Annotated in this window: 23 protein-coding genes, 3 tRNA genes and 1 pseudogene; 4 read left to right on the top strand and 23 right to left on the bottom strand. The window is 67.9% G+C overall.

Annotated elements, in window-relative coordinates; all coding sequences use genetic code 11:
- Positions 1–81: 81 nt before the first annotated feature.
- Both ASF57_RS24500 and ASF57_RS24495 read left to right on the top strand, forming a co-directional pair.
- A protein-coding gene (locus ASF57_RS24500) for an IS5 family transposase (protein WP_156375997.1) occupies positions 82–839 on the top strand; the annotation gives its coding sequence in 2 pieces (ribosomal slippage) (positions 82–412 and positions 412–839; 759 coding nt in all).
- Positions 840–888: 49 nt separating this feature from the next.
- Positions 889–996: pseudogene (locus ASF57_RS24495) on the top strand (IS5/IS1182 family transposase); the annotation flags it as partial.
- Here the strand turns inward: ASF57_RS24495 and ASF57_RS26555 are convergent.
- The 13 genes from ASF57_RS26555 to xseA form a co-directional block, all read right to left on the bottom strand.
- Entirely contained in the window at positions 948–1097 is a 150-nt protein-coding gene (locus ASF57_RS26555) for a hypothetical protein (RefSeq protein ID WP_210166822.1), read from the bottom strand. The pseudogene ASF57_RS24495 and the gene ASF57_RS26555 sit on opposite strands and share 49 nt — an antisense overlap.
- 139 nt (positions 1098–1236) lie before the next feature.
- Positions 1237–2559: a site-specific integrase gene (locus ASF57_RS06610; RefSeq protein ID WP_056481230.1), complete on the bottom strand. Its 1323-nt coding sequence runs from the start codon at positions 2557–2559 to the stop codon at positions 1237–1239.
- 217 nt (positions 2560–2776) lie between these two features.
- Positions 2777–2853: transfer RNA gene (locus ASF57_RS06605), tRNA-Met, on the bottom strand.
- A 111-nt stretch (positions 2854–2964) separates the two neighbouring features.
- A complete protein-coding gene (gene trpB, locus ASF57_RS06600; protein ID WP_056184499.1) occupies positions 2965–4206 on the bottom strand; it encodes a tryptophan synthase subunit beta in 1242 nt (413 codons plus the stop codon).
- Positions 4207–4405: 199 nt separating this feature from the next.
- On the bottom strand, positions 4406–5050 hold the full coding sequence (locus ASF57_RS06595) for a phosphoribosylanthranilate isomerase (protein WP_056481227.1): 645 nt from the start codon (positions 5048–5050) through the stop codon (positions 4406–4408).
- A gap of 25 nt (positions 5051–5075) precedes the next feature.
- Positions 5076–5450, bottom strand: a complete 375-nt coding sequence (locus ASF57_RS06590) for a LapA family protein (protein ID WP_056184423.1) — start codon at positions 5448–5450, stop codon at positions 5076–5078.
- 37 nt (positions 5451–5487) lie between these two features.
- Positions 5488–5799, bottom strand: a complete 312-nt coding sequence (gene ihfB / locus ASF57_RS06585) for an integration host factor subunit beta (RefSeq protein WP_055959108.1) — start codon at positions 5797–5799, stop codon at positions 5488–5490.
- A gap of 46 nt (positions 5800–5845) precedes the next feature.
- A complete protein-coding gene (sppA, locus tag ASF57_RS06580) occupies positions 5846–6829 on the bottom strand; it encodes a signal peptide peptidase SppA (protein WP_056184420.1) in 984 nt (327 codons plus the stop codon).
- Positions 6830–7238: 409 nt separating this feature from the next.
- Positions 7239–8969, bottom strand: coding sequence for a 30S ribosomal protein S1 (rpsA, locus tag ASF57_RS06575; RefSeq protein WP_056184418.1), 1731 nt, complete (start codon positions 8967–8969; stop codon positions 7239–7241).
- 339 nt (positions 8970–9308) lie between these two features.
- Entirely contained in the window at positions 9309–10019 is a 711-nt protein-coding gene (locus tag ASF57_RS06570) for a DUF1013 domain-containing protein (RefSeq protein WP_056184416.1), read from the bottom strand.
- Between the two features lie 223 nt (positions 10020–10242).
- Positions 10243–11187 (bottom strand): ribose-phosphate pyrophosphokinase, encoded by a 945-nt coding sequence (locus ASF57_RS06565; protein WP_056097113.1) that lies wholly within the window; start codon positions 11185–11187, stop codon positions 10243–10245.
- Between the two features lie 148 nt (positions 11188–11335).
- On the bottom strand, positions 11336–11563 hold the full coding sequence (locus tag ASF57_RS06560) for a DUF4170 domain-containing protein (RefSeq protein ID WP_056184414.1): 228 nt from the start codon (positions 11561–11563) through the stop codon (positions 11336–11338).
- Between the two features lie 230 nt (positions 11564–11793).
- Complete coding sequence (xseA, locus tag ASF57_RS06555; RefSeq protein ID WP_056481221.1) at positions 11794–13518, bottom strand: exodeoxyribonuclease VII large subunit; 1725 nt, start codon at positions 13516–13518, stop codon at positions 11794–11796.
- A 461-nt stretch (positions 13519–13979) separates the two neighbouring features.
- On the opposite strand from xseA, the gene purD reads away from it, so the two are divergent.
- The gene (purD, locus tag ASF57_RS06550; protein ID WP_056481218.1) at positions 13980–15263 is read left to right on the top strand and encodes a phosphoribosylamine--glycine ligase; all 1284 of its coding nucleotides are present in this window, start codon (positions 13980–13982) and stop codon (positions 15261–15263) included.
- A 10-nt stretch (positions 15264–15273) separates the two neighbouring features.
- On the opposite strand, the gene rsgA is transcribed toward purD, so the two are convergent.
- The 6 genes from rsgA to ASF57_RS06520 form a co-directional block, all read right to left on the bottom strand.
- Positions 15274–16272 carry a ribosome small subunit-dependent GTPase A gene (gene rsgA / locus ASF57_RS06545; protein ID WP_056481215.1) on the bottom strand — a complete coding sequence of 333 codons (999 nt, stop codon included), beginning with the start codon at positions 16270–16272 and terminating at the stop codon, positions 15274–15276.
- 7 nt (positions 16273–16279) lie between these two features.
- The gene (locus ASF57_RS06540) at positions 16280–19012 is read right to left on the bottom strand and encodes a valine--tRNA ligase (RefSeq protein WP_056481213.1); all 2733 of its coding nucleotides are present in this window, start codon (positions 19010–19012) and stop codon (positions 16280–16282) included.
- Positions 19013–19118: 106 nt separating this feature from the next.
- Entirely contained in the window at positions 19119–19736 is a 618-nt protein-coding gene (locus tag ASF57_RS06535; RefSeq protein WP_056481211.1) for a DUF2497 domain-containing protein, read from the bottom strand.
- A 179-nt stretch (positions 19737–19915) separates the two neighbouring features.
- Positions 19916–21283: a TolC family outer membrane protein gene (locus ASF57_RS06530; protein ID WP_056481209.1), complete on the bottom strand. Its 1368-nt coding sequence runs from the start codon at positions 21281–21283 to the stop codon at positions 19916–19918.
- Between the two features lie 294 nt (positions 21284–21577).
- Entirely contained in the window at positions 21578–22228 is a 651-nt protein-coding gene (locus ASF57_RS06525; protein WP_056481207.1) for a protein-L-isoaspartate O-methyltransferase, read from the bottom strand.
- A gap of 330 nt (positions 22229–22558) precedes the next feature.
- Positions 22559–22632: transfer RNA gene (locus ASF57_RS06520), tRNA-Cys, on the bottom strand.
- Positions 22633–22989: 357 nt separating this feature from the next.
- Here ASF57_RS06520 and ASF57_RS06515 point away from each other — a divergent pair.
- A tRNA-Asn gene (locus tag ASF57_RS06515) sits at positions 22990–23065 on the top strand.
- A 245-nt stretch (positions 23066–23310) separates the two neighbouring features.
- Here the strand turns inward: ASF57_RS06515 and ASF57_RS06510 are convergent.
- The 4 genes from ASF57_RS06510 to ASF57_RS06495 form a co-directional block, all read right to left on the bottom strand.
- Positions 23311–23952, bottom strand: a complete 642-nt coding sequence (locus tag ASF57_RS06510) for a DedA family protein (RefSeq protein WP_056481245.1) — start codon at positions 23950–23952, stop codon at positions 23311–23313.
- A 189-nt stretch (positions 23953–24141) separates the two neighbouring features.
- Complete coding sequence (locus ASF57_RS06505) at positions 24142–24330, bottom strand: hypothetical protein (protein WP_056481205.1); 189 nt, start codon at positions 24328–24330, stop codon at positions 24142–24144.
- A gap of 184 nt (positions 24331–24514) precedes the next feature.
- Entirely contained in the window at positions 24515–24715 is a 201-nt protein-coding gene (locus tag ASF57_RS06500; RefSeq protein ID WP_056481203.1) for a hypothetical protein, read from the bottom strand.
- 202 nt (positions 24716–24917) lie between these two features.
- Positions 24918–26039, bottom strand: coding sequence for a branched-chain amino acid ABC transporter substrate-binding protein (locus ASF57_RS06495; protein WP_056184395.1), 1122 nt, complete (start codon positions 26037–26039; stop codon positions 24918–24920).
- Positions 26040–26125: the final 86 nt, after the last annotated feature.

Below are 26125 nucleotides of genomic sequence, written 5' to 3'. Positions count from 1 at the left end.
CTAGGGTGTGAACCGAACCAAGACGTTGCGAGAGTTCTGGTTTTGTGATTCAGAGCCGCCGTTTGCAGCACGGAGGCGGCGATGGTGGACCTGTTCTGGCTTTCCGATGAGCAGTGGGCGGTGATGGAACCGTTCATGCCCAAGAACCAGCCCGGGCCAGAGCGGAACGATGATCGGCAAGTCATCTCCGGCATCCTGCACGTGCTGACCTCGGGCTGCCGCTGGCGCGACTGCCCAGCCGCGTATGGTCCGCGCACGACCGTCTACAACCGCTTCAATCGCTGGTCCCGCCGCGGCTTTTGGCGGGCGATGCTGACCGCGCTGGCCAAGAGCGGATGGGCGGGCGAGGCGGCCGCCATCGACAGCACCTACGTCAAGGCCCACCGCTCGGCGCATGGCGGTAAAGGGGGGCTCGTACGCAAGGCATCGGCCCGTCGCGTGGCGGCCAGACGACCAAGATCCACGTCCTCACCGATGTCCTCGGCCGCCCCGGCGTCCTCCTGCTGACGCCTGGCAACGCCAGCGACGTCACCGCCGCCCCAGCCGTGCTCGCCGAGGCTCCCGGTCGGGTCCGTCGTCTGGCCGCCGACAAGGGCTACGACGCCGATTGGCTCCGGGCCGACCTGCGGGAAAAAGGCATCACGCCGATCATCCCCGGCAAGCGCGGCCGCAAGCGGAAGATCCGCCACGACAAACGCCGCTACCGCGAACGCTGGCGCATCGAGGCGACCTTCAATCGCCTGAAGGACTTCCGTCGCATCGCCACCCGCTACGACAAGTTGGCCCGAAACTACGCCTCGGCCGTCGCACTCGCTGCCGTCATCGCCTTCTGGTGCTGATCGAGTCCAGACCCTAGNGCCGATCAGGGGATCGTAGTATTCCACAACCTTCAATCGCCTGAAGGACTTCCGTCGCATCGCCACCCGCTACGACAAGTTGGCCCGAAACTACGCCTCGGCCGTCGCACTCGCTGCCGTCATCGCCTTCTGGTGCTGATCGAGTCCAGACCCTAGGATCTGCTCGTGATCGTTGTCCCAACGCAGGAGCGTCAGCGCGTCGGCATTCTCATGGACTTGCAGACAGTCTCCGACCTTCATGCTTTGCTCTGCGAAGCGCTTCGCATGCTGCAGGCTCCACAGAGTGGGTCGGTGCAGTAAGCCTCATCGCCTCTCAGGAAGTGAGGGCTGGCGTTCGCAGGCCAACCCCGTGGTTTGCCAGGGCAGCTGCCGACTGAAATCAGGCGCGCGTCCACTCCGGCCGGAGCCGATCCACTACACGCTCAAGCCGTACCTGCCCGTAGTGCTTGTCGATCATGACGAGCGAGGTACGGCAGTTGCGGGCCACGTCCATGACCTCCGCGCCGTTGGCCAGCTGCTCGCTGATGTAGAAGTGGCGCAGCGAGTACGGCGTACGCTTGATACCCCTGTGATCCCGCACCAGGCCTGCGGCCTTCAGGAGCTCCGTGAAGCCGTTGGCCACCGAGCTCACGCGTTTGCCCTGCTCACTGGCGAACACCGGGTCCGTGTCCAACGGCTCACGGCCCATGCTGCGCTCGAACAGCATCCACAAGGTGTCGAACCAGGGGATGGCTGCCTTTTGTGGAATGGCCTTGCCGCTCTTGCCTTTGCCCCGCACTTGCAGCCGGATGTCCCGCTGGTCCACGGGCTTGCCCCTGCCCGCTCGGTAGCCCAGCACGTCACCCCAGGTGAGATTGTACATCTCGGTGGGTCGCAGTCCTGAGAACGCGCCGATCATCACGTATGCGTGCAGCAGCGTGCGATCCCTGCGGGTGTGGTCATCCAGCCGCTTGATGCGCCAGGTGCGTCGATCACTGGCGCGCACCTCCGCGCCCATGCCGTCCATGATGGGATCAACGAGCCGGCTGAGGCTCACCGCCTCCAGCCGGGCAAACTCGTGGGGCTCGAAGCTGGGACGGCGGTTGTCAGGCGAACGGCGAGCCTTGATGGTGATCTCAGGCGGTGTCTTCAGGTAGCCCTGCCGTGAGGCCCAGCGCAGCAGCGCACGCAGCACCACCGTCTCACCGCGCTGGCGGCTGATGGACGGTGCTGAGCGCCGCACGGGCCGGCGCAGACGGTGCCCGTCACGCTCGTACTCGATATGCTCGATGAGCTTGCCCGGGCCCTCGGTCCAGTAAGTGCGCCGCCACTCCGCGTAGCGCTCCAGATCCGTGTCCGTGATGGCATCAACCGGCTTGGAGCCGAAGTAGCCAATGAAGAAGCGCCGAATCATCGCAGGCTCGCTCTTGCCCTGGTCGGCTCGGCGCTCGCCCCGCTCCACCTCCCGCAGGATCTGCGTGATGAACTCCTCAGCGACGGCTTCAAAGCCGTGTGCGCGGGCGGTGAGACCCTGTTTGGCCCGGTAAGTGGCCTCGTACCAGATGGCGTCAGCCCGGCGTTCAGCCTCCGCCCGGTCGCTCGTATCCAGAGAGCGCTTGATCTGCCCCTGCCCTCGCACGCTGAAACGCATCTGCCACTTCATGCTACCCGCGCGCTGAAACAGCTGAAAACGCTCGGCTTGGCTGCTGGCTGGAGTGCTCACGACGAGGCCTGTCTGGTTACTGCGGTGCCCGAGGGTGCGCTAAAACTGCGCTAGAAACCCTATTTGGTACTCTCAGTGCCAGCGGCTAGGCCCTTCATCCAAAACAGCTTTTTCCGAGGGGTGCGCTAGCACTGAGCTAGCGTATAAAGCAGTTTTTATGGGTCTCAAAGAGCAAAGAAAAAGCCTGCTAAGTCATTGACCTAGCAGGCTTAAATCTTGGTAGCGAGGGACGGATTTGAACCGCCGACACAAGGATTATGATTCCTCTGCTCTAACCAGCTGAGCTACCCCGCCAGACCGCGGCCGCCGAAGATCGGGGCCGCGATGAGATCGGCGGTATAGGGAACCCCGCCGTTGGGTGTCAACGGGGTCGGCCCCAGGAAAATGGCCTGTCCCGTCGCCCTGTCAGAGCCGGGTCCCGAAGATTTCGGCGACCTGGGGAATGTCCTTGTCGCCGCGTCCGCACAAGTTGACGACCAGGAGGTGATCCTCGGGCTGCTGCGGTGCCAGTTCCCGCACCTTGGCAAGGGCGTGGGCCGGCTCCAGGGCCGGGATGATGCCCTCCAGCATCGAACACAGCTTGAAGGCGTCCAGGGCTTCCTGATCCGTCGCCGAGAGGTAGGTGACACGGCCGGCCTCGTGCAGCCAGGCGTGCTCGGGGCCGATGCCCGGATAATCGAGGCCGGCCGAGATCGAGTGCGCGTCCGCGATCTGGCCATCGCCATCCTGCAGCAGGTACGTGCGGTTGCCGTGGAGCACGCCGGGCTTGCCGCCCGAGAGCGAGGCCGCGTGCAGGCCGCTGGAGATGCCGTGGCCGGCCGCCTCGACGCCGTACATCTTGACCTCGGGATCATCGAGGAACGGGTGGAACAGGCCCATGGCGTTGGACCCGCCGCCGATGCAGGCGACGAGGGAATCCGGCAGCCGGCCCTCCATCTCCAGCATCTGCGTCTTGGTCTCGCGGCCGATGATCGACTGGAAGTCGCGCACCATCGCCGGATACGGGTGCGGGCCCGCCACGGTGCCGATGCAGTAGAAGGTGTCGGCGACGTTCGTGACCCAGTCGCGCAGGGCCTCGTTCATCGCATCCTTCAGGGTCTTGGTGCCGGATTGCACCGGCACCACCTCGGCGCCCAGCATCTTCATGCGGAACACGTTGGGCGCCTGACGCGCGACGTCGACGGCCCCCATGTAGACCACGCATTTCAGGCCGAAGCGGGCGCAAAGGGTGGCGGTGGCGACGCCGTGCTGGCCGGCGCCGGTCTCCGCGATGATGCGCGGCTTGCCCATGCGGCGGGCCAGCATGATCTGGCCGAGCACATTGTTCACCTTGTGCGAGCCGGTGTGGTTCAGCTCGTCACGCTTGAAGAAGACCTTCGCCCCGTGTCCGGGGGCCGCCTGCGCGCGCAGGTGCTCGGTCATGCGCTCGGCGTAGTAGAGCGGGCTCGGCCGGCCGACGTAATGGGTCAGATGGCTGTTCATCTCCGCCTGGAAGGCCGGGTCGGCCTTCGCGGCGGTGTAGGCCGCCTCCAGGTCGAGGATCAGCGGCATCAGGGTCTCGGCCACGAAGCGTCCGCCGAAGATACCGAAGCGGCCGCGCTCGTCCGGGCCGTTGCGGAATGAGTTCGGAGGGGGAGCGATGGTCACGGGCATGATCCTCGGAGTGACGGAGGCATGCAAGACGGATGCATGCGAGACGGGCGGATGCGTTTGGCCAACGCCTAGACCCGCGCGGGGGGCGGCGACAATGCGGCCAACACGTCGATCCTTGAAATCAAGGGTTTTTCGACCCGATTGCAAGGCCGTCGACGATCAGAAATGCCGAGTCGTCGAAGATGCCTGAGCGTCAGGCACCCCGGGCGGCCGCCACGAAGGCGGCGATGCGGGCCGGCGATTTCTCGCCCGGCCGGATCTCGACGCCCGACGAAACGTCGACGGCGCGGGCACCCGTGCGGGCGAGCGCGGCCGCCACGGTGTCGGGTGTGAGACCGCCCGAGAGCATGTAGCCCGCCGGCAGCGTGGCCCCGTCGAGCAGGCTCCAGTCGAAGGCGTGGCCGTTGCCGCCGGGCAGGTCGGCACCGGGGGGCGCCTTGGCGTCGAGGAGGATGCGGTCGGCCGCGCGCGCCTGCGCCGCCACGGCGTCGAGATCCGCCGCGGTGGCGACGCCGAGGGCCCGCATCACCCGCCGTCCGGTGGCGGCGCGGATGGCCGCGACCCGCTCGGGCGTCTCGCGGCCGTGGAGCTGAATCCAGTCCGGATCGAAGGCCGCGACGGCGGCCGCCACCAGGGCGTCGTCGGGGTCGACCAGGAGCACCACCCGTTCGGTCCGGCCTTTCGCCTGCGCGGACAAGGCCCGGCCGGTCTCGAGATCGACGTGGCGGGGGCTCTTGGGGAAGTGCACGAAGCCGACGAGGTCGGCCCCGGCCTCCAGGGCGGCGTCGAGGGTCGCCGGGGTGCTGAGCCCGCAGATCTTGATCGCGACGGCGGACATGCGGGCGGGGAACCGGGGTTCGGCCTCAGTGCGGCGCCGGCAGGGCGACGCGGTCGGAGGCGTTGCGGTAGATGCCGTTCGGACCCTCGTTGGTCGGCGGCGGGGCGTAGGTCTTGAGGCGCGCGGTCTCGCTCTCCAGGCGGCGGATCTCGCGGCGGCGGGCGGCGCTGGTGCGGCGGGTGCCCGCCTGCCCGAGCCAGGCGCCGCAGCCGCCCAGGAGCACGCCGATCGCGACCGCGATGAACAGCAGCAGGTAGAGCGGCAGCGCCGCGCTGAACACCGGCATGTCGGGCGAGACGGGATCGAACGACACCCGCACCACGTCGCGGTTGGCCACCGCGAAGGCCACCACCAGGACGGCGACGGGGAGCAGCAGCAAACCCTTGAGGAAGCGGATCATCGAGAGGAACTCCGAACGGTTGGGACGGGGCGGCGGGTCAGGAAGCGGCGGCCTCGCCGTCCCCGATGCCGGCCTCGTTGAGGCGCAGGCGCATCTCCTTTCCGGTCTTGAACACCGGGATGGCCTTCTCGGAAACGGCAACGGCCGCACCCGTGCGCGGGTTGCGCCCGCGTCGCGCATCGCGGCGCTTGACCGAGAAGGCACCGAAGCCGCGCAGCTCGACCCGGTCGCCCCGGGCGAGCGCGTCCGCGATGGTATCGAGGATCGCGTTCACGAGGGTCTCGACGTCGCGCTGGTAGAGATGCGGGTTCTGCTCGGCGATCTTGAGCACGAGCTCCGACTTGATCATGCGAGGGCCTTCACGAAATCATGCACGAAAGACGGGGCGCGGACCCTCAGCGGGCCGCCTCGGCGGGGCCGGGCCGCCACAGCACCAGGAGGCCGCCCTGAGCCAGCCCCGCCGTCTCGTCGCCGACCTGGCGCAGGCGGGCGGCGAGGCCGTCGAGCCCGATCAGATCGGCCCCGAGGCCGAGGGCCGACCACAGGCGGAAATCGCTCTTCTTGGCGGGTTCCCAGTCCAGCACCGGCAGGTTCTTCTCCACGCCCTTCTGCGACTCGAGCCAGGCGACCGCCTGCCGCTCGCCGCCGAGGCCGTCGACGAGCTTCAGGGGCACGCTCTGGCGGCCGCTGAACACCCGTCCGTCCGAGACGGTGGCGAGTTCCGTGTCGGACATCTTGCGCCGGTCGGCCACCAGGCCCTTGAACCACCCGTAGGTGTCGCCCACCACGGCGGCGAGCGCCGCGCGGGCCTCGGGCGAAGTCGGGGTGAAGCCCGAGGGCTCGGCCTTGAGCGGCGCCGACTTCACCGACTCGACCTTGACCCCGACCTTGTCGAGCAGGCCCGACAGGTCCGGATACTGGAACAGCACGCCGATGGAGCCGACGAGCGCGGTCTCGCGCGCCACGATGTGGTCCGCCGCGATCGCCGCGATGTAGGCGCCCGACGCCGCCGTGCCGTCGACGAAGGCCACCATGGGCTTCTTCTCGGCGAGCGCGCGCAGGTTGCGGTAGAGTTCCTCGGAGCCGGTGGTGGTGCCGCCCGGCGAGGAGATCGACACCACCACGCCCTTGACCGCGGCGTCGTCGCGCACGCGCTCGATCAGCTTGGTGGTCGATTCGCTGCCGGCGATGAAGCCGCCGATCGAGATCCGGGCGATCTGCGGGCGCAGACCGCCGAGGCCGAAGGTGTCGCCGCTGCGGACCCGCAGGCCGACCGCGCCCACGGCGACCACGAGGCCGCCGATGCCGAGCACCCGCCAGAGGGACAGCTTGCGGCGCAGGCGCCGGCGATCGATCAGAAGTTCGGCATCCGCGGCCATGCGCTGGTTCTGCTCCCTCGCGCCGGCTGAACCGGCGGATTGTTTTTCAGGCCCGGGTTCGGATGCGGGACCCGCACCGACTCGCGTCCGCGCGCCGGGCGATCCTTGTCCCACACTCCCCGCCGATTTGCACCAAGCCTTTGTCGCGTCACGCGTCCTCAGGGCAAACCCCGGGGCAAACCATCCTTGGTCCGTGTTCTAGCGCTGCCCGGCCCGGACCCACAAGAGGGCAGGTCGCGGGGCCTGCGGGGCGGCGTCTGGCCGGGGCGGTCGCGCCTGTCGCGGGGGCGGCCGGCCATCCGGCGACGGGGCGCATACGAAAACGCCCGCGCGGGAAGCGATCCCGCGCGGGCGTCGAAGAGAGGGACGGATGCCCCGGTCCCGAAGGACCGGGGCACGCGCGCCAAGCTTAGTCCTGCGACTCGTCCTTGTCGTCGCTGGTGCGGGCCTTCTTGAAGGCCGCGCCGAGGATCTCGCCGAGCGAGGCACCCGAATCGGTCGAACCGAACTGGGCCATCGCCTCCTTCTCTTCGGCCATCTCGAGGGCCTTGATCGAGAGCTGGACCCGGCGCGCCTTGCGGTCGAACTGGATCACGCGGGCGTCGAACTTCTCGCCGGCGGCGAAGCGCTCGGGGCGCTGGTCGCCACGGTCGCGGGCCAACTCGGCCCGGCGGATGAAGGTCGTCAGGTCGGTGTCGACGATCTTCACGTCGACGCCCGAATCCTTCACGTCCACCACTTCGCAGGTCACGATCTGACCCTTCTTGAGGTCACCGGCTTCCGTGAAGGGGTCGCCGCCGAGCTGCTTCACGCCGAGCGAGATGCGCTCCTTCTCGACATCGACGTCGAGAACCTGGGCGCGCAGCATGTCGCCCTTCTTGAACTCCTCGATGACCTGCTCGCCGGGACGGTTCCAGTCGAGATCCGACAGGTGGACCATGCCGTCGACATCGCCGTCGAGGCCGATGAACAGGCCGAACTCGGTCTTGTTCTTGACCTCGCCCTCGACCTCGGAGCCCACCGGATGCTGCTGGGCGAAGGCCTCCCAGGGGTTCTGGAGGGTCTGCTTAAGGCCGAGCGAGATGCGGCGCTTGACCGGATCGACCTCGAGGATCTGCACTTCCACTTCCTGCGAGGTGGAGACGATCTTGCCCGGGTGGACGTTCTTCTTCGTCCAGGACATCTCGGAGACGTGGATCAGGCCTTCGATGCCCGGCTCCAGCTCCACGAAGGCGCCGTAATCGGTGATGTTGGTCACGCGGCCCTTGAGCTTGGCGTCGACCGGGTAGCGCTGGGCGATGCCCTCCCACGGATCGGCGAGCAGCTGCTTGATGCCGAGCGAGATGCGGTGGGTCTCGTGGTTGATCTTGATGATCTTGACCTTGACCGTCTGGCCGATGGTCACGACCTCGGACGGATGGTTCACGCGGCGCCATGCCATGTCGGTGACGTGGAGCAGGCCGTCGATGCCGCCGAGGTCGACGAACGCACCGTATTCGGTGATGTTCTTGACGACGCCGTCGATGACCTGGCCTTCCTCGAGGTTGGCCACCAGCTCGGAGCGCTGCTCGGCGCGGCTCTCCTCGAGGACGGTCCGGCGCGACACGACGATGTTGCCGCGGCGGCGATCCATCTTGAGGATCTGGAACGGCTGCGGGGTGCCCAGCAGCGGGGTGACGTCGCGCACGGGGCGGATGTCGACCTGGGAGCGCGGCAGGAACGCCACGGCGCCGTCGAGATCGACGGTGTAGCCGCCCTTGACCTGGTTGAAGATCGCGCCGGTGACGCGCTCGTTGGCCTCGAAGGCCTTCTCGAGCTTGACCCAGCTCTCCTCGCGGCGCGCCTTGTCGCGCGAGATGACGGCCTCGCCGAGCGCATTCTCGATGCGGTCGACATAGACCTCGACCTCGTCGCCGACGGCGAGTTCGCCTTCGCGGCCGGGGCCGTTGAATTCCTTGAGAGCGACACGGCCTTCCGTCTTGGCGCCGATGTCGATGACGGCCACGTCCTTCTCGATCGCGACGACGCGACCCTTGACGACGGACCCTTCGGTGATCTCGTGTTCGAGGAAGGACTCCTCGAGAAGAGCTGCGAAATCGTCGCGGCTCGGGCTACGCTGTAGGGCGTTACCAGCAGTCATTCTGTCTCCTGACAGGCCTCATCGGGAGGCCGGCATCGGCGGCTCGTGTGACGGGACACCCTCGACGTCGCCGCCCGGGGTCCTGGACCCGACGGGCTCAACCTCCCGAAGGAGGGCCGACGCATTCTCAAGCGATGGTCGAGAGCGGTCCTCCAACGGGGACGCGGCCCGGCAGGACCCTGCCGAGACTCGTCGATTCCGATCGGAGAACGGCGGTTGCATAGCCGATTGCCGGTCATCCGGCAACTGGCCGGGCGCCCGGGCCGCTTCGGTCTCGGAAACGAAAAATCCCCGCGGCTAGGCTGCGGGGATCGGTCTGCACGGCGCGTACGGGACGTGTCAGTCCTCGTCGTCGTCCTCGGTGCTGCGCATGCCCTTGAGCTTGGCGAACACCGAATCGGCGTTGAGCTTCTCGTCGCGGGCGGTGCGGTGGTGCTCGTCGGACTCGGTGTAGTCGGTGGCGGTCGAAACCTCGGTCGGCAGCAGCGTGGCGCCGCCGTCCACCGGCATGTTGGCCGGACGATCCTTGGCCGAGCGCTGGACTTCGAAATCGAGGTCGATCTGCGTGCAGAGGCCGAGGGTCACCGGGTCCATCGGCTGCAGCGAGGCGGAGTTCCAGTGGGTGCGCTCGCGGATCTGCTGGATCGTCGACTTGGTGGTGCCGACGAGGCGGATGATCTGCGCATCCTTGAGTTCGGGGTGGTTGCGCAGCAGCCACAGGATGGCGTTGGGCCGGTCCTGGCGGCGCGACAGGGGCGTGTAGCGCGGACCCTTGGTGGTGCGCTTGACCTCGGGCAGCTTCACCTTCGAGACCGCGACCTTGAGCTTGTAGTTCGGGCTCTTCTGCGCCTTCTCGATCTCGTCGCGGGTGAGCTGGCCCGTGGTGATCGGATCGAGGCCCTTGATGCCGGCCGCGACTTCGCCGTCGGCGATGCCCTTCACCTCGAGGGGGTGCAGCTTGCAGAAATCGGCGATCTGCTCGAAGGCCAGCGAGGTGTTCTCCACCAGCCACACGGCGGTGGCCTTCGGCATCAGCGGGCCTTGGGACATCGGGCTACTCCAACAGGTTCGGGCGGGACGGGTCATCGGGGCGCCGCCGACAGGGCGTCGCTCGCTCCGGCCCGAGAGTGGCCGGCAGCATCCCGTCTCAACGCTGCAATAGGGAAGCGCCGTCTATACAGGTTTCCGTGGGGTCAAGGCAATTGCGATCCGCTGCACCCGCAGGATCGGGCACGGCCGTGAAAGCGGTTCGGGATTTTTTCGGGGCCGCGCCTCAGGTGAACAGGCTCGACACGCTCGATTCGGTCGCGGTCCGGCCGATGGCCTCGCCCAGCAGGGGCGCGATGGTTGCGACCCGGATGTTGCGGGCGAGCTTGACCGCCTGCGTCGGCTGGATCGAATCGGTGATCACCAGTTCCTTCATCCGGGAGGCGGCGATGCGCGAGACCGCGCCGCCCGAGAGCACCCCGTGCGTGATGTAGGCGGAGACGTCCTTGGCGCCGGCGTTGAGCAGGGCTTCGGCGGCGTTCACCAGCGTGCCGCCCGAATCGACGATGTCGTCGACGAGGATGCAGGAGCGGCCCTCGACCTCGCCGATGATGTTCATCACCTCGGATTCGCCGGGGCGCTCGCGGCGCTTGTCGACGATCGCCAGGGTGGCGTCGATGCGCTTGGCGATGGCGCGGGCGCGGACCACACCGCCGACGTCGGGCGACACCACCATCCAGTCCTTGGGGTCGAGCCGCTCCTTGATGTCGCGCACCTTCACGGGAGCGGCGAACAGGTTGTCGGTCGGGATGTCGAAGAAGCCCTGGATCTGCCCGGCATGGAGATCGAGGGTCATGACACGGTCGGCGCCGGCCTCGGTGATCAGGTTGGCCACCAGCTTGGCCGAGATCGGCGTGCGGCCGGAGGTGCGCCGGTCCTGGCGGGCATAGCCGAAATACGGGATCACCGCGGTGATGCGCCGGGCCGAGGAACGCCGCGCCGCATCGATCATGATGAGCAGTTCCATCAGGTGATCGTTGGCCGGGAACGAGGTCGACTGGACGATGAACACGTCCTCGCCGCGCACGTTCTCCTGGAGCTCGACGAAGATCTCCATATCGGCGAAACGCCGGACCATGCACTTGGCCAGCGGCAATTCGAGATAGGCTGCGATCGCCTCGGCCAATGGCCGGCTCGCATTGCCGGCAATGATCTTGATCGAGGACTTCATGCCGGGGTCTTCATCTCGCGATCCTTGGGGGGGCGTCCCGTCGTCGCTTCGGGCAAGCCCTCGCTGTCGCGCTCATACCAGCCGCGACCGGGGCGTCACAATGCCTTCACGCAGCCTTCACCTGGATTACGAAGCCAGGTCGCGGGTCTCAGGGCTCGAGCAGGCTGTGCAGGTGCACGATGAAGTAGCGCGTCTGGGCGCTGTCAACCGTCGATTGTGCCTTGGCCTTCCAGGCCGTCTGCGCCGAGGCGTAGTCCGGAAAGATGCCGACGATGTCGAGATCCTTCACGTCGCGGAAGTTCACGCCGTCCAGGTTCTCCAGCTCGCCTCCGAAGACGAGGTGGAGCTTCTGTGCGCTGTCGATCGTCGTCGTCATTCCGCCTCTCCTGCCGCCTGGCCGCGGTCGCATCCCGCCGGGTGTCCCGCGAGGCGGGCTCCTGATCAGGCAAGGTTCCCGAAGGCATGCGCCATGCCGTGCTGCCGGTGCGGTCGCAAACCCCGCCCGGTTCGTCAACCCGCTGCGGGTGCCGCGGAACACGCAGGTCCTCCCCGGCCGACGCATGCCATCGCCGGCGTTGCGCCCCGGCCACCGCTCCGGTCATCCGGTCAGAGTTCGAACAGGGTCCCCTGCCGGGTCGCGGCGGCGACCTCCGGCTGCGGCTCCTGGGCGGCGCCCTTCTTCCGGGGCGGGGCCCGTTTCGCGGCGGATTTTCGCGGCGCGGGGTCCAGGCCCGCGTCGGCCGGGTCCGGTGCGCGCGGGGAGCCCGAATCGCCGTGACCGTGACGAAACCCTCGTTGTATTTCATCGCGTCGCACGTCGACGAATCCATCGGCGAATTCGAGGGTCATCGCCGGTGTGGCCTGCGCGGCGATGCGGACCGGCTGGCCCTCGGCGTCCCGCACCAGGGCGTAGCCCCGGGCCAGCACGGCCCGGTAGCTCAGCGATCCGAGCAAACCCGCCAGCCCGGCCAGCCGGTCCGCCCGGCGCTCGGTCAGGCGGTCCCCGGCCTGGACGAGGCGGGCCTGCAGCGCGCCGAGGCGGTCGCGGCTTCGCGCCTGCTCGGCCCGGACCCGCCCGAGGGTGCCCTCGCGGGCCAACACGAGGCGACGGCCAAGGTACGACAATCCCTCGCCTTTTCGCGCCACGTCATGGCGCAGCGCGGCGCCGGGCCGCTCGCCGATCCGGGCCAGCCGGCCCTGCGCCTGCGCCAGAGCCAGGGTCGGCGGGTGCCGGGCGAAGCGCTCCACGAGGCGCGCCACGCGGAGCCGGAACACCCGGGCATTGCCCGCGAGAGCCGGTCCGAGCCGGGCCTCGGCGAGGTCGAGGCGCTGGCGCTTGCCAGCCAGGAAGGCGTCGACATCCGGCATCGCCCGCACCAGGGCGCGCAGGTCGCTGCGCTCCCGGTCGAGACGGCGCTGAACCGCCTCGCGCTGGCGCCGCCCGAGGTCGACCACCTCGGCCACCAGGTCCGCCCGCACCGGAACCGCCATCTCGGCGGCCCCCGTCGGGGTCGGTGCCCGCCGGTCGGAAACGAAGTCGATCAGGGTGGTGTCGGTCTCGTGGCCCACCGCCGAGATCAGCGGAATCTCCGACTCCGAGGCTGCGCGCACCACGCATTCCTCGTTGAAGGCCCACAGATCCTCGATCGAACCGCCGCCCCGCGCCACGATGAGGACCTCGGGACGCGGGATCGCGCCCCCGGGCACCAGGGCGTTGAAGCCCCGGATCGCCGCCGCGATCTCCTCGGCCGCCCCCTCGCCCTGCACCCGCACCGGCCAGACCAGAACGGGCCGGGCGAAGCGGTCTGCGAGCCGGTGCAGGATGTCGCGGATGACGGCGCCGGTGGGCGAGGTCACCACTCCGACGATGCGGGGCAAGTAGGGGATCGGCCGCTTGCGCTCGGAGGCGAACAGGCCCTCGGCCGCCAGCACCCGCTTGCGCTCCTCCAGCAATGCCATCCAGGCCCCGATGCCAGCCGGCTCCAGGGTCTCGATGACGATCTGGTAGGAGGACTTGCCCGGGAAGGTCGTGATCCGGCCGGTGGCGACGACCTCGAGCCCTTCCTGAGGCCGCTGCCGCAGGCGGTTGAAGGTGCCCTTCCAGACCACCGCATCGATGCGAGCCGAGCCGTCCTTCAGCGAGAAGTAGGCGTGACCGGAGCTGTGCTGGCCGCGGAAACCCGAGATTTCGCCGCGCAGCCGAACATGGCCGAAGGCATCCTCCAGCGTTCGCTTCAGGGCGGAGGCGAGGTCGCCGACCGACCATTCGGGCACGTTGGACACTGGGCCGGACGATGCGGCAGGTTTGGAAGGCGGAGGGGGGACGGCCATGGCGGCGGACGCTAGGCCTGGCATAGCCCCAGGTAAAGTAGGAGGCGCGTTCGCCGCCGGGTCACATCAGAATCGACAGGATCACCAAGACGGAAGCGACTGGAACAGCGCAGATCGCCAGGGCCATCCGCCAAATCGGCAGTGCGTCCAGGCTGTGATTGTCGTTGCACGCCCGCACCGGCACACGGCCCCATGTCAGGTAATGTGAGGCACTGACGCCTCGGGTCGGAGGCGGCGCCATCAAATACGGAACGGATTTGCGACAGCCTGGCATGATTGTCACAACGTGACTCCGGTTCGTTCGTTCCACGCCAAAGGAGGAGAACCGATGCCATTGGATCTCGGTTCTGCGGCGAGAGTACGGCCCTCCCCCCCTTCCGCAGAGCGCTTCCCGTGCACATTGACGGTCTTAGCGGTGAATCGGCCTTTTCAACGAACGGCTTTTGGGGAACATCACCCCCATGAACATCCTCCTCATCGGCTCGGGTGGGCGCGAACACGCCCTGGCCTACGCCATCGCCAAGAGCCCCCTCTGCAGCCGACTGTTCACCGCACCGGGCAATCCCGGCACGTCGGATTTCGGTGAGAACCGGCCGGACCTCGCCGTCTCCGATCATGCGGCGGTCCGCGCTTTCTGTGCATCCGAGCGCATCGGCCTCGTCGTCGTCGGGCCGGAGGCGCCCCTGGTGGCAGGCCTCGTCGACGACCTCCAGGCGGCGGGCGTCCGGGTGTTCGGCCCGACCCGGGCCGCCGCGCAGCTCGAAGGGTCGAAGGGTTTCACCAAGGATCTCTGCGCCGAGGTCGGCATCCCGACCGCCGCCTTCGCCCGCTTCCAGGCTCTCGAGCCTGCTCTGGCCTACCTCGCTGAGCACGGCGCCCCCATCGTGGTGAAGGCCGACGGTCTTGCCGCCGGCAAGGGCGTGGTCGTGGCCGAGACCCGGGATCAGGCGGAAAGCGCGGTGCGCGCCCTGTTCGAGGAGCCCGGCGCCGAGATCGTGATCGAGGAATGCCTGTTCGGCGAAGAGGCGAGCTTCTTCGCCCTCTGCGACGGCACCCGTGCGGTGTCGGTGGGCACGGCCCAGGACCACAAGCGTGTTTTCGACGGGGACCGCGGCCCGAATACCGGGGGCATGGGCGCGTATTCCCCGGCCACCATCCTGACGCCGGCCCTGGAGCAGGAGGTGATGGACACCATCATCACTCCGACGCTGGACGGCATGCGCGCGCGCGGTACCCCCTTCACCGGCATCCTCTATGCCGGTCTGATGCTGACCGCCGATGGTCCGAAGCTGATCGAGTACAACACCCGCTTCGGTGACCCGGAGGCCCAGGTGCTGATGCCTCGCCTCGCCTCGGACCTGGTGCCCGCCCTGTTGGCGGCCTGCGAGGGCGACGTGTCCGGGATCGCCCTCGAGTTCGACCTGCGACGCGCGGCCCTCACAGTGGTCATGGCGGCGGCGGGCTATCCCGGCACGGTCCTGCGCGGGTCGGAGATCCGGGGCCTCGCGGCGGCGGGCCAGAGCGACGACATCCTGGTGTTCCAGGCCGGCACCCGTGCCGAGGACGGGCGGCTCTTCGCCGATGGCGGCCGGGTGCTCGCCGTCACCGCGCTCGGCGAGAGCATGATGGAGGCCCAGGCCCGCGCCTACGCGGCGGTGGCCCGGATCGACTGGCCGGAGGGCTTCTGCCGCCGCGACATCGGCCGCCGGGCCGTAGCCCGCGAGGTCGCGGGCGGCGGGATCTGACCGCCGGCCGTCAGCGCCGCTTGTTGCCGCGTGGGCCCGTTGGAACCACCGTGTTGCCCCGGTTCTCGGCCCGCAGGATACGCCAGCGTGCGACCCGATCCGGATCGAGCTGGCCCTCCGCCACGGCAGCCTGAACGGCGCAGCCGGGCTCATGGGCATGGGTGCAGTCGCGGAAGCGGCAAGCCGGGGCCAGTTCGGTGATCTCGGCGAACAGCGTCTCCAGCCCCTCGGCTGCGTCGCCGAGCTGAAGCGAGCGGATGCCCGGTGTGTCGATGACCCAGCCGCCCCCCGCGATGGCGTGGAGCGAGCGGCTGGTGGTGGTATGCCGCCCTTTGGCATCGTGTTCCCGGATGCCGCCCGTTGCCTGCGGTGCCGCGTGGTCCGGGCCCGCCAGGGTGTTCACGAGGGTCGACTTGCCGACACCCGACGAGCCCACCACCGCGACGGTCCGGCCCGGACCGCACCAGGGCTCGAGATGTGTCGCCGCGTCGGGCTCACGGGGGTTCACCAGAACCACGGCAAGGTCCCGCTGCAGCGCCATGGCCTCGCGACGGTAGCGCTCCGCATCCTCCGCGACATCCGCCTTGGTCAGGACGATGACGGGCTTGGGTCCACCCTGGTTGGCCAGGGCGAGGTAACGCTCCAGGCGGGTCGGATTGAAATCCGCGTTGCAGGAGGTGACGATGAAGAGCGCGTCGACATTGGCCGCCGCGAGCTGCGGCGCTACGCTGCCCTCGCGCCGCCGCTCCAGCACGGTGCGCCGCTCCAGGCGGCGGCGCAGCATCTGCGTGCCCGCTTCGACGAGAACCCAGTCGCCCACGGCATAGTCGCCGGTGTTGGTGTGGATCGGCAGCATGAGCTTCGCCGGCCCTGCCTTGGAGAGGGCACCCATGCGGGCGCGATGCACGGTGGCGACGCGCTGTGGCAGCAAGGCAGCCTCGTCCGTGCGGCACTGGTCCGCGAAGAATGCGGACCAGCCGAGTTCGGCGAGGGTGTGGGCGGTCTTCACGACGCCCTCAACCGGCGAGACGCGTCAGCGCCTCCGTGATCTTCTCCAGGCGGGCGGCCTCCCCGTCCCGGCGCTCGCGCTGCTCGTCCACCACCTCATCGGGCGCACGGGCGAGGAAGTCGGCATTGCCGAGCTTGCCCTCGATCTTGGCGATCTCGGCGGTGGCTTTCGCCGCCTCCTTCTTCAGGCGCGCGACCTCGGCACCGAGATCGACGATGCCCTCGAGGGGCAGGGCCGCCACCGAGCCGCGCACCAGCAACTGCACGGAGTTTTTCGGCGCTGCCTCCGCGAAGCGGATCTCGGAGAGTCGTGCAAGACGCACCAGAGTGTCGCCCCAGCGTGTGGCGCGAGCCCGCAAGGCCTCGTCGCCTCCCACCACCACGAGGGGAATCTGGGCCGCCGCCGGTACGTTGGTCTCCGAACGTGCCGAGCGGATCTCGGAAACAAGATCGACCAGCCAGCCGATTTCGGCTTCCGAATCCGAATCGTTCAGCGCGGCGAGGTCGGGCCAGGGCGTCAGGGCGAGGAGGCCGCGATCCGCGATGCCCTCGCCCTTGATGGCCCAGAGTTCCTCGGTGAGGAACGGCATGAACGGATGCAGCAGCTTGGCGATCTGGTCGATCAGGAACGCCACCGTCGCCTGCGTCTCGGCCTTCGCTGCCGCCGCGACGCCGTCCCCCTGGAGGACGGGTTTGGCCAGTTCCAGATACCAGTCGCAGAAGATGTTCCAGACGAACCGGTAGGCCGCCGCCGCCGCATCGTTGAAGCGGTAGGCTTCGAGGGCCGCCGTCACTTCGGCGACCGCCCGCGCGGCTTCGCCGAGCGCCCAGCGGTTCAGGGTCTCGGCGGCGTCCTCGGGCCGGTAATCGGGGCGTAGTACGCAGCCGTTCATCTCGGCGAAGCGCGAGGCGTTCCAGAGCTTGGTCGCGAAGTTGCGGTAGCCCTCGACCCGGTTGACTGCGAGCTTGATGTCCCGCCCCTGCGCGGCCATCGCCGCGAGCGTGAAACGGAGGGCATCGGCGCCGTACTGGTCGATCAGGCCGAGTGGGTCGACGACGTTGCCCTTCGACTTCGACATCTTGGCGCCGGAGGCGTCGCGCACCAGCGTGTGGAGGTAGACCGTCGAGAACGGCACCCGATCGGTCACGTGCAGGCCGAGCATCATCATCCGGGCGACCCAGAAGAAGATAATGTCCTTGCCGGTCACCAGCGTGTCGGTCGGGTAGTAGCGCGCGAGTTCCGGCGTCTCGTCCGGCCAGCCCAGCGTCGAGAACGGCCACAAGGCGGAGGAGAACCAGGTGTCGAGGACGTCCTCATCACGACGCAGGGCCACCGACGCCCCGCGCTTCGCGTCCGCCCGTGCTTGCGCCTCCGCTTCGCTCGCCGCGACGTAGATGCCGCCAGCCTCGTCGTACCAGACCGGAATCTGGTGGCCCCACCAGAGTTGGCGCGAGATGCACCAGGGCTCGATGTTCTCAAGCCACTGGAAGAAGGTCTTCTCGTAGTTCTCGGGCACGAAACGGGTTTTCCCGTCGCGCACCGCCTGCAGGGCGCGCTCGGCCAGGGGCTTCACGTTCACGTACCACTGGTCCGTGAGGTAGGGCTCGATGACCACGTTCGAGCGGTCGCCGTGCGGCACCGCATGGGTGTTGGGCTCGATCAGCCGCAGGCGCTCGCGTGTCTCCATCAGGGCGACGACCCGCTTGCGGGCCTCGAACCGATCGAGGCCATGCAGGGCGAGGGCTTCCGGCTCCGGGTTCGCATCGGCTAGGAAAGCCGCGTTACCGTCAAGACTTATGCGAGCCTCCGAATCCAGAATGTTGATCGGCGTGCAGCCGGCTCGGCGGCCGACCTCGAAGTCATTGAAGTCGTGCGCCGGCGTGATCTTGACCGCACCGGTCCCCTTCTCGGGGTCGGAATAGGTGTCGGCGATGATGGGGATCAGCCGTCCGACCAGCGGCAGGCGAACCCGCTTGCCGACGAGGTGGGTGTAGCGCTCATCATCCGGATGAACCGCGACGGCGGTGTCCCCCAGCATCGTTTCGGGCCGCGTGGTGGCGACCGTGATGACCTCCCCCGTCTCCGCGCCCGCCGCGTCGACGACCGGGTAGTCGAAGTGCCAGAGATGGCCCTTCACCTCGATCTGGAGCACTTCGAGGTCTGAGATCGCGGTCTGGAATTTCGGATCCCAGTTCACGAGGCGCTTGTCGCGGTAGATCAGCCCCTGCGCGTGCAGGTCGACGAAGGTGCGTGTGACGGCGCGGACCATCTGGTCGTCGGGCGCGCCCGAGAGGCCCATGGTGAAGCGCTCGCGCGACCAGTCGCAGGAGGCGCCGAGGCGCTTCAACTGGTTGACGATCGCCCCGCCCGATTCCGCCTTCCAGGCCCAGACCTTCTCGACGAAGGCGGCTCGGCCGATCTCGCGCCGGCCCGGCTCCTGTGCCTCCGCCAGACGACGCTCCACCACCATCTGGGTGGCGATGCCGGCATGGTCGGTGCCCGGCTGCCAGAGCACGTCGCGCCCTCGCATCCGCTCGAAGCGGCAGAGGATGTCCTGGAGCGTGTTGTTGAGGGCGTGCCCCATGTGGAGGCTGCCGGTGACGTTCGGCGGCGGGATCACCATGGTGAAGGGCTTCGCCCCGGCCCGCTCGGGTCGCCCGGCCTTGAAGGCACCGCCGGTTTCCCAGGCGGCGGCGATGCGCGCCTCGACGGCGGCGGGGTCGAAGGTCTTGTCCATCATGGGCGGGGTCGGTTCACGTGTCGGAGAAAGCGGAGGTTGGCCCGCTTTCAACCCGTCACGGCCCCTGCGTCAACTCGCGAGGCCGGTCATTCGACCGTGGCGGTCCTCAGCGGCCTCTGGCCACGCGCTCGATCTCGGCCCGGACCAGCCGTTCGACCATGCCGGGCAGGTTCTCGTCGAGCCAGCCCTTCAGCATCGGTCGGAGCATATCCTGCACCAGATCCTCGAAGGTTCGGGCCTGACTGCTCATCACGGTGTGCGAGAGCATATGAAAGGCCTGCGCGACGCTGGCGTCGGTAACGGCCGAGGTCAGCCGTTCTGTCGGCGTCGGGACGGGCTCCGGATCGGGCTCGCGGACGGCGGGCTGCGGCGCGGCGCGCGGCGGCTCGACGGGTGCGGCGGCACGGATCGGCGGAAGAGGCTCGGGCTCCGGCTCGTCGTCATCGAAGGAGATTGCATCGAAATCGATCTGCCCGTCCTCGATCGGCTCCTTGCGGAACGCGATCTCGGGCTCCTCAATGGGGGCCGGCCGGCGCACCGGCTTGGCCACCTCGGCGAGGTCCAGCACGTCGTCGTTCTCGGGCTGGAGCACGGAGGGTTGCGGCGGGCTCACCTCGGCCTTGGCATTCTGATCGTCGGCGATGATGCGACGGATCGAGGCCAGGATCTCCTCCATGGAGGGTTCCTGCGTCTTGTCCAACACCTTGGGGCTCGCTGCACTCATCCGGACGACGCTCGGGATCTGGGATGGACGGTTGATGACGGGGGCGAGTATTTCACGCTCCCGTCCCGATACAAGCGCTGGCCGCCGCGCGACGCGGGATAAGCCCGCATCGGATCCAGATATGCGCAGCAGCCGATCCGCTCCGGCGGGCTGCTGCGCTCGCGACCGGTTTTCGGAGGTCAGCGGCCGTCGGGTGTGCGCACGCCGTACCAGAGGTCCTTGACCTGATCGAAGTGTTCCTTCGGGCTGTACACCGCGACGGGCAGCGCGGTGTAGCGCACCGTCAGGCGGCCGACGGCCTGGACCACGCCGTAGGAGAAGATCACCCGATCGCGCTGGGCGATGATGAGATTGGTGCGGGCGTTCAACAGTTCCTGTTGCGCGTTGAGGACGTCGAGGGTGGTGCGCTGGCCGACGCGGGCCTCCTCACGCACGCCGTTCAGCGCCACTTCGTTGGCCTGCACCTGCGCCTGGGAGGCGATGACCTGCGCCTTGGCGGCTTCGAGCCGGCCCCAGGCGGTGACGATCGCCGAACGGACCTGATCGCGCGTGTCCTCGGCGTCGAGCCGGCGCTGGCCCACGGTCTCCTTGGCTTGGCGGATCTGCGAGTAGGTCTGGCCGCCCTCGTAGAGCGGGATGGACAGGCGACCGACAATCGAGGCGCTGACCGCGTTGTCGCCCGGGAACTGGTTGTCGTAACGCTGCTGCACTGAGCCCTGAAGGCCGGCGGTGGGATACAGCGCGCCTTCGAGAACCTTTACCTGAGCCTCGGACACATCGACGAGATGCAGTGCCGAGAGAATCTGCGGATGCTCCTTCAGGCCGATGTTCAGGGCGGTATCGAGGCTTGACGGGACGAAGCGGTCCAGCGGCCGACCGGGCGCGAGCTGGCGCGGCTCGACGCCGATATAGCGGCGGTAATTGCCGATGCTGGCACGCAGGGTGGCCTCGGCGCCGCTGACCTCGGAGCGTGCGCCAGCCAGGCGTGCCTCGGCCTGGGCGACGTCGGTGCGGGTGACTTCGCCGACGTTGAAGCGGTCACGCGTCTGACGCAGCTGCTCCTCGAGCACCTCGACGTTGTTGCGGCGCAGTTCGAGGTTCGCCGTATCGCTCAGAACGAACATGTACGACTGGGCGGCATTGAACAGGGTGTTCATCTCGGTGGCGCGCAGCGCCTCCCGGACGCGGAGCACATCCGATTCCGCCTGACGGGTCTGGTTGTCGGTGCGAAAGCCGTTGAAGAGGGTCTGGTTCACCGTGAGGCCCGCGCCGCCCGGCCGCGTGACCTGGTTGAGCTGGAAACCAGATGTTCGGCCCTGGGTCTGAGAAAGGCCGATATCGGCATCGAGGCTGACGGTGGGACGATAGCCGGACTTGGCCTGCGCCACGGTCTCGTCGGTCGCGCGCACGCCGGCGCGGCCCGAATTCAGAGTGGGATTGGCCGCGTAGGCCCGCGACAGGGCGCTCTCCAGCGTTTCGGCACCGGCCGGGCTCGCCACGGCGAGGGCCAACAGGGCGAAGCCGATCGGCCGAAGCCTCGTGCGCATCGCAGGTTTCGAATCTCTCACGCTCGTCGACCCTTGCGGTTTCTAGATGAACCGGACGACCATACGAGATGGTCACCGCGCCACAGCGCGAATCCGGATTGCCCGCCTCAGCGCGGAGAGTAGCCGACCTTGGCCGGCAGAGCACCGGGTGGTTCCAGTCCGCCGCACGAATCCGTGTGCGGTGCCGTAAAAAAGCGACACTACCCAGGGTTGGTGTCAATTTGATACACAGCCAGAGGGATTTCAGGCGGGCGTCAGGAATGCGAGGCGTTGCGGCTCTTCGTCAGGCGCGAATCAAAACGCGAAATCGGGGTCGGCCGCGAAAGCACCGAGGGCTGGCAGGGCGGCATCGAAGAGCGGACGCGCACCGAAGGCCTCTCCGGCGCGGACGAACAGAGTCGCCTTGGCGGCCCGGTCCTGCCCCATCACGCAGACGAGGCGACCGCCATCCTTCAACTGGTCGAGCAGGGCCTGCGGGCGGGTTTCCACCCGGCCGTTGACCAGGATGGCATCGTAGGGCGCGGACTGCGCCGCCCCCGCGTCGAGGGGGCCTTCGACCAGTGTGATGCTGTCCTGGCCCACCAGACGCTCGCGGGCACCGGCAAGAAGGTCCGCATCGGATTCGAGGGCCACCACCTCGGCTCCGATCTGTGCCAGGATCGCGGCGGCGTAGCCGTAGCCGGTGGCCACGTCGAGCGCCGTCTCGCCGGGCTGGATCGCCAGGGCCTGGACCATCCGAGCCAGCAGCATCGGCGCCGGCATCGCCCGACCCGAGGAGCCGAGCCGCAGGGTCTGATCGATATAGGCGAAATCCTCGCGCCCGGGCGGAACGAAGCGCTCGCGGGCGATCTCCTCGAAAGCGTCGAGGACCGGGACATCGTTCACGTCGAAGGTCCGCAACTGACAATCGACCATGAGGCGTCGCGCCTGCGCGTAATCGAGCATGGTAGCTGTCTTCCTCGACGCTGAGCCGACGCCGGACGCCGGTCTATCCCTCCGGGCGGCCCGAGCGGCCACGCCGAAGCTTGCGGGTTGTCGGGGATCGACTGCCAAAACGCAAGGTTCTCGACGCCCCTGCCCGTCCGACGATCCGAGACGGTGCGATCCGGCTTCGCCGGCGTCATCCCGTCTCCAGAGACGCGCGACGAACCTCTCTTGCGAGAACCGTTCGCGGAAGAACCCTTTGCTTATGAGCCTGGGCTCGGCTTTCCCACGTGGGAGGGCGACCCGGATCTGGACGTGATCGCGAAGCTCTATGAAGGGGGAAATCGACTTTGGAGGCCTCGGAGGGAATCGAACCCCCGTGCAAGGATTTGCAGTCCTCTGCGTAACCACTCCGCCACGAGGCCTCTGTCGCGCGACCCCGAAGGGCCCGTTTGGCGACCCCCGTCCGGGCGGCCGGCTCGGGGAGAGGCGTCTCTAGCAGAGCCCCCCGCGTGAGGGCAACGGCCTTTGGACGATCTCCGCAAATTAGGAGGCGGTCGCTTTCGCGTCTCGGCCCAAACCGCTTCGACCCGGTGCTGCGATCCACCGCCTCCAATCCGACGCGGCCCCTTACCCAAGTCGCGGGCCAAGTCGCGGGCCAAAGCGCGGGAATTTCAGGCAGCGCCCCGGGGCACCGGCCAAAAAATGTGACGGAATCGTCAAATCACCGGTCCGGACACCCTTGCGTCCCGGCGAAGCGCTGTGTAGACCCCCGATCGCGGTCCCCGATAGCTCAGTTGGTAGAGCAAGCGACTGTTAATCGCTTTGTCGCAGGTTCGAGTCCTGCTCGGGGAGCCAATCTTTCTTCAAGACTTGGCTGTACTCTTGACGAGGCAGCTATAGCGGTTGAGCCGATTGTGAGATCTGGCCCTGCATACTCGCAACAGTTGGTCCGAAGCGCCCATCGCGTGCGCCACCGTTGCGGTGTTTTCGTGAACCCTTTTCTCTCTGTCACGCGTCTCGCGCTCGTCCTTTGAACGACGAACCTCGCCAGCCCCGAGAGCCGGCGAAGTTGGTTTCAAAGGTGCGCGAGCTCGCGTCGATCAGGTGAGTGGGCCCGGAATCGCGCTCTCCGCCTCTGCGAGCAGGCGCGTTTCGTGTTTGCGCACGAACAGCCAGAGGGCGAGGCCGCCGAAGATCACCACGGCGAGCAGGCTAAGGCCCACGGGACCGGCGATATGCTCGATCGAACGGCCACAATAATACGATCCCAGCCCCATGATCGTCGCCCAGGCGATGCCGCCGAGACCGTTGAAGACCAGGAAGCGGCGGGCGTCGAGCTTGTTCACCCCGGCTAGCACGGCCGCGTAGGCCCGCAGCATCGCGGTGAAGCGGCCGAAGAACACGATCTTTCCGCCATGCTCGCGAAAGAGATACTGGCCAAGCTTCAGCCGCCCGTGATCGAGGGCGATGAGGTGACCGTAGCGGAGCAGGAGCGGCATGCCCCAGCGTCGACCGACCCAGTAGCCGAGGTTGTCGCCAAGGATCGCGGCGGCCGCGGCGGCCAGGATGATCAGGCCGATCTGCAGGTGGCCGGTGCTGCCGGCATAGACGGCCGAAGAAATCAGGATGGTCTCGCCCGGCAACGGCACGCCAGCGCTTTCCAAAGCGATGACGACGAAGATCGCAATGTAGCCGTAGCTCGCGATCAGGTCTGCAATTGGAAGATTTGAGAGAAACGACATCGGCATTCCCGGGTGGTGCGATGGGCGCACTGTGCGCGGGAACGTGGCGGGATCGGGGCTGACACGGGGCACCACAGGCCTGGAAACCGCCGAATCCTTTGGGACGATCCGGATGCGAGGTGCCCCTCGCCCGGTCGGAGGCGTCCCGCAGCCACCGCGCATCGCGTGCTCGCAACGGGACGCCGTGGCTCAACCGAAGGAGCCGAAGCCCTCGAAGCTGTCGCTGTCGAAGGTGGAGGGCGGTTCACACGCGACCGGATTGGAAGCGATGTCGTCGGCGGGCGTGTCCGGCTTTCGGGAGAGGGTTTGCGGGAAAATCTCGTCAGAGACAGATGCGAGCGGCGAGTCGGGGCGATCGTGCTGCACGTCTTTGCTCATCCAGGCTCCTCAAGCAGCGTGCCGCGGATAAGGCACAGCTTGGGGTACCTGAGGAACACGGATTCGTGAATCCTGCCGCTGCCCGGTTCCGGCGCATCTGCCATGCGGTAGCGGGATGACGGGACCACGCATCGGAGAGATCGCGGCGGGGGCCGCGATCGAAGATCCGGCAGCGGGTTTGTGGTCAGGCGTTCTTGCGCGGCCGATGGCTTGGGTCGATCCCGCCCTCGGGCGTGGTCTCGTTGTCGACATCGCCTTCGAAGTTCGAATCCGCCGCGATGTCCTCCGGGTCGCGCCCCGTCATGCCCTTCGATGCGCCGATGCCTGGATTGCCCTTCAAATCGGCATCGCTTGGGACATCGGTCTTCAGATGCTTGTTCGACATGTCTGCTCCCACTGATGAGGGCTCGGCGCCTTGTCCGGCGCTTCGCGATCGTTCTCAGCCAACCGGCCGGCGGTGGGCGCCGTTCCCGGCGGATTGGGTGCGCGCGTGGTCGCGGGGGAAGCGTGGTGTCGATGGTCAGCCCTGAAAATAGGAGAGGCCGGGGGATGCGTTCCCCCCGGCCTCCCCGTCGGTGCGTCCCGGCCTACGGCTGTTCGTTGCCGGCGTAGTTGATGGAGCCGTCGGCGCCCTTCTTCCACATGTACATCACGTAGTCCGGCCGGGTGATGTCGCCCTTCTTGTCGTACGAGATGTCGCCGATCACCGTGCTGAAGGGCTTGCCCTCGTGCATGTAGGCGGCGACCTTCTGGCCGTCGGTCGACTTCGTCGCCTTCATCGCGTCAGCCAGGATCTGCATGGCGGCGTAGGAGTAGAGCGTGTAGCCTTCGGGATCGAAGTTGATCGCCTTGAAGGCGTCGACCGTGGCCTTGGACTTCGGATTCTTGCGGGCATCCGGCGAGAAGGTCATCAGGGTGCCGTCGGAGCCCGGGCCCGCCACCTGGGCGAACTCGCGGTCGGCGATGCCGTCACCCCCCATCAGCGGTGCGTTGAGGCTCTGGTCGCGCATCTGGCGGATCAGCAGGCCCGCCTCGGTGTAGAGGCCACCGAAATAGACCACGTCGACATTGGCTTGCTTCAGTTTGGAGACCAGAGCCGAGAAATCCTTCTCGCCCGGGTTGATTCCCTCATAGAGCACGTTGGTGCCACCCTTGGCCTTGAGGGCCTTCAGGGTCTCGTCGGCCAAGCCCTTGCCGTAGGGGGTCTTGTCGTGGACGAAGGCGATCTTCTTGCCCTTGAACTTGTCGGCGAGGTAGGCGCCCGCCACCGCGCCCTGCTGGTCGTCGCGACCGCAGGTGCGGAAAGTATTCCAGTTGCCGCGCTCGGTATACTTGATCGCCGTGGAGGCCGGGCTGACCTCGACGATGCCGGCTTCCTGCAGCACGTCCGAGACCGGGATGGAGACGCCTGAGTTGAAGGCGCCGACCACGGCCTTCACGCCCTCGGAGGCGAACTTGTTGGCGACCGACACGCCCTGCTTCGGGTCGGAGGCGTCGTCGCCCACTGTCATCACCAACTTCTCGCCATTGACGCCGCCGGCCTTGTTGATGTCGGCGATGGCCTGCTGGGCCCCGGTCTTGATCTGTGCACCGAAGGCGGCGTTCGGGCCGGTGACGGGAACCACGACGCCGATCTTGATCTCGGCCTGAGCGGCGGTTGCCGCCAGCATCAGGCTGAGGGCGACACCGGCTGAAAACAGTGACTTCATGCTCGTTTCCCCTCTTCAGGCGCCGGACCGGGCGTTCGCTTCGCCGGTACGGTCGCCAAAACGCGGTGTGGTCTCGCGCCGCGCCG

This window comes from Methylobacterium sp. Leaf117, from assembly GCF_001422985.1.
Taxonomy (GTDB): domain Bacteria; phylum Pseudomonadota; class Alphaproteobacteria; order Rhizobiales; family Beijerinckiaceae; genus Methylobacterium.
Note: the sequence above shows the minus strand (reverse complement) of the source record. Positions and strands in the feature narration are given on the sequence as shown.

Excerpts from the sequence above, each read along its gene's own strand:
- ASF57_RS06540 (WP_056481213.1), bottom strand. The coding sequence starts at position 19,012 with ATGATGGACAAGACCTTCGACCCCGCCGCCGTCGAGGCGCGCATCGCC.
- ASF57_RS06595 (WP_056481227.1), bottom strand. The coding sequence starts at position 5,050 with ATGTCCGCCGTCGCGATCAAGATCTGCGGGCTCAGCACCCCGGCGACC.
- ASF57_RS06570 (WP_056184416.1), bottom strand. The coding sequence starts at position 10,019 with ATGTCCCAAGGCCCGCTGATGCCGAAGGCCACCGCCGTGTGGCTGGTG.
- xseA (WP_056481221.1), bottom strand. The coding sequence starts at position 13,518 with ATGGCCGTCCCCCCTCCGCCTTCCAAACCTGCCGCATCGTCCGGCCCA.
- ASF57_RS06560 (WP_056184414.1), bottom strand. The coding sequence starts at position 11,563 with ATGACGACGACGATCGACAGCGCACAGAAGCTCCACCTCGTCTTCGGA.
- ASF57_RS26555 (WP_210166822.1), bottom strand. The coding sequence starts at position 1,097 with ATGAAGGTCGGAGACTGTCTGCAAGTCCATGAGAATGCCGACGCGCTG.
- ASF57_RS06495 (WP_056184395.1), bottom strand. The coding sequence starts at position 26,039 with ATGAAGTCACTGTTTTCAGCCGGTGTCGCCCTCAGCCTGATGCTGGCG.
- ASF57_RS06565 (WP_056097113.1), bottom strand. The coding sequence starts at position 11,187 with ATGAAGTCCTCGATCAAGATCATTGCCGGCAATGCGAGCCGGCCATTG.
- ihfB (WP_055959108.1), bottom strand. The coding sequence starts at position 5,799 with ATGATCAAGTCGGAGCTCGTGCTCAAGATCGCCGAGCAGAACCCGCAT.
- ASF57_RS06505 (WP_056481205.1), bottom strand. The coding sequence starts at position 24,330 with ATGAGCAAAGACGTGCAGCACGATCGCCCCGACTCGCCGCTCGCATCT.
- sppA (WP_056184420.1), bottom strand. The coding sequence starts at position 6,829 with ATGGCCGCGGATGCCGAACTTCTGATCGATCGCCGGCGCCTGCGCCGC.
- ASF57_RS06530 (WP_056481209.1), bottom strand. The coding sequence starts at position 21,283 with ATGCGCACGAGGCTTCGGCCGATCGGCTTCGCCCTGTTGGCCCTCGCC.
- purD (WP_056481218.1), top strand. The coding sequence starts at position 13,980 with ATGAACATCCTCCTCATCGGCTCGGGTGGGCGCGAACACGCCCTGGCC.
- ASF57_RS06590 (WP_056184423.1), bottom strand. The coding sequence starts at position 5,450 with ATGATCCGCTTCCTCAAGGGTTTGCTGCTGCTCCCCGTCGCCGTCCTG.
- ASF57_RS06500 (WP_056481203.1), bottom strand. The coding sequence starts at position 24,715 with ATGTCGAACAAGCATCTGAAGACCGATGTCCCAAGCGATGCCGATTTG.
- ASF57_RS06535 (WP_056481211.1), bottom strand. The coding sequence starts at position 19,736 with ATGAGTGCAGCGAGCCCCAAGGTGTTGGACAAGACGCAGGAACCCTCC.
- ASF57_RS06510 (WP_056481245.1), bottom strand. The coding sequence starts at position 23,952 with ATGTCGTTTCTCTCAAATCTTCCAATTGCAGACCTGATCGCGAGCTAC.
- rpsA (WP_056184418.1), bottom strand. The coding sequence starts at position 8,969 with ATGACTGCTGGTAACGCCCTACAGCGTAGCCCGAGCCGCGACGATTTC.
- ASF57_RS06525 (WP_056481207.1), bottom strand. The coding sequence starts at position 22,228 with ATGCTCGATTACGCGCAGGCGCGACGCCTCATGGTCGATTGTCAGTTG.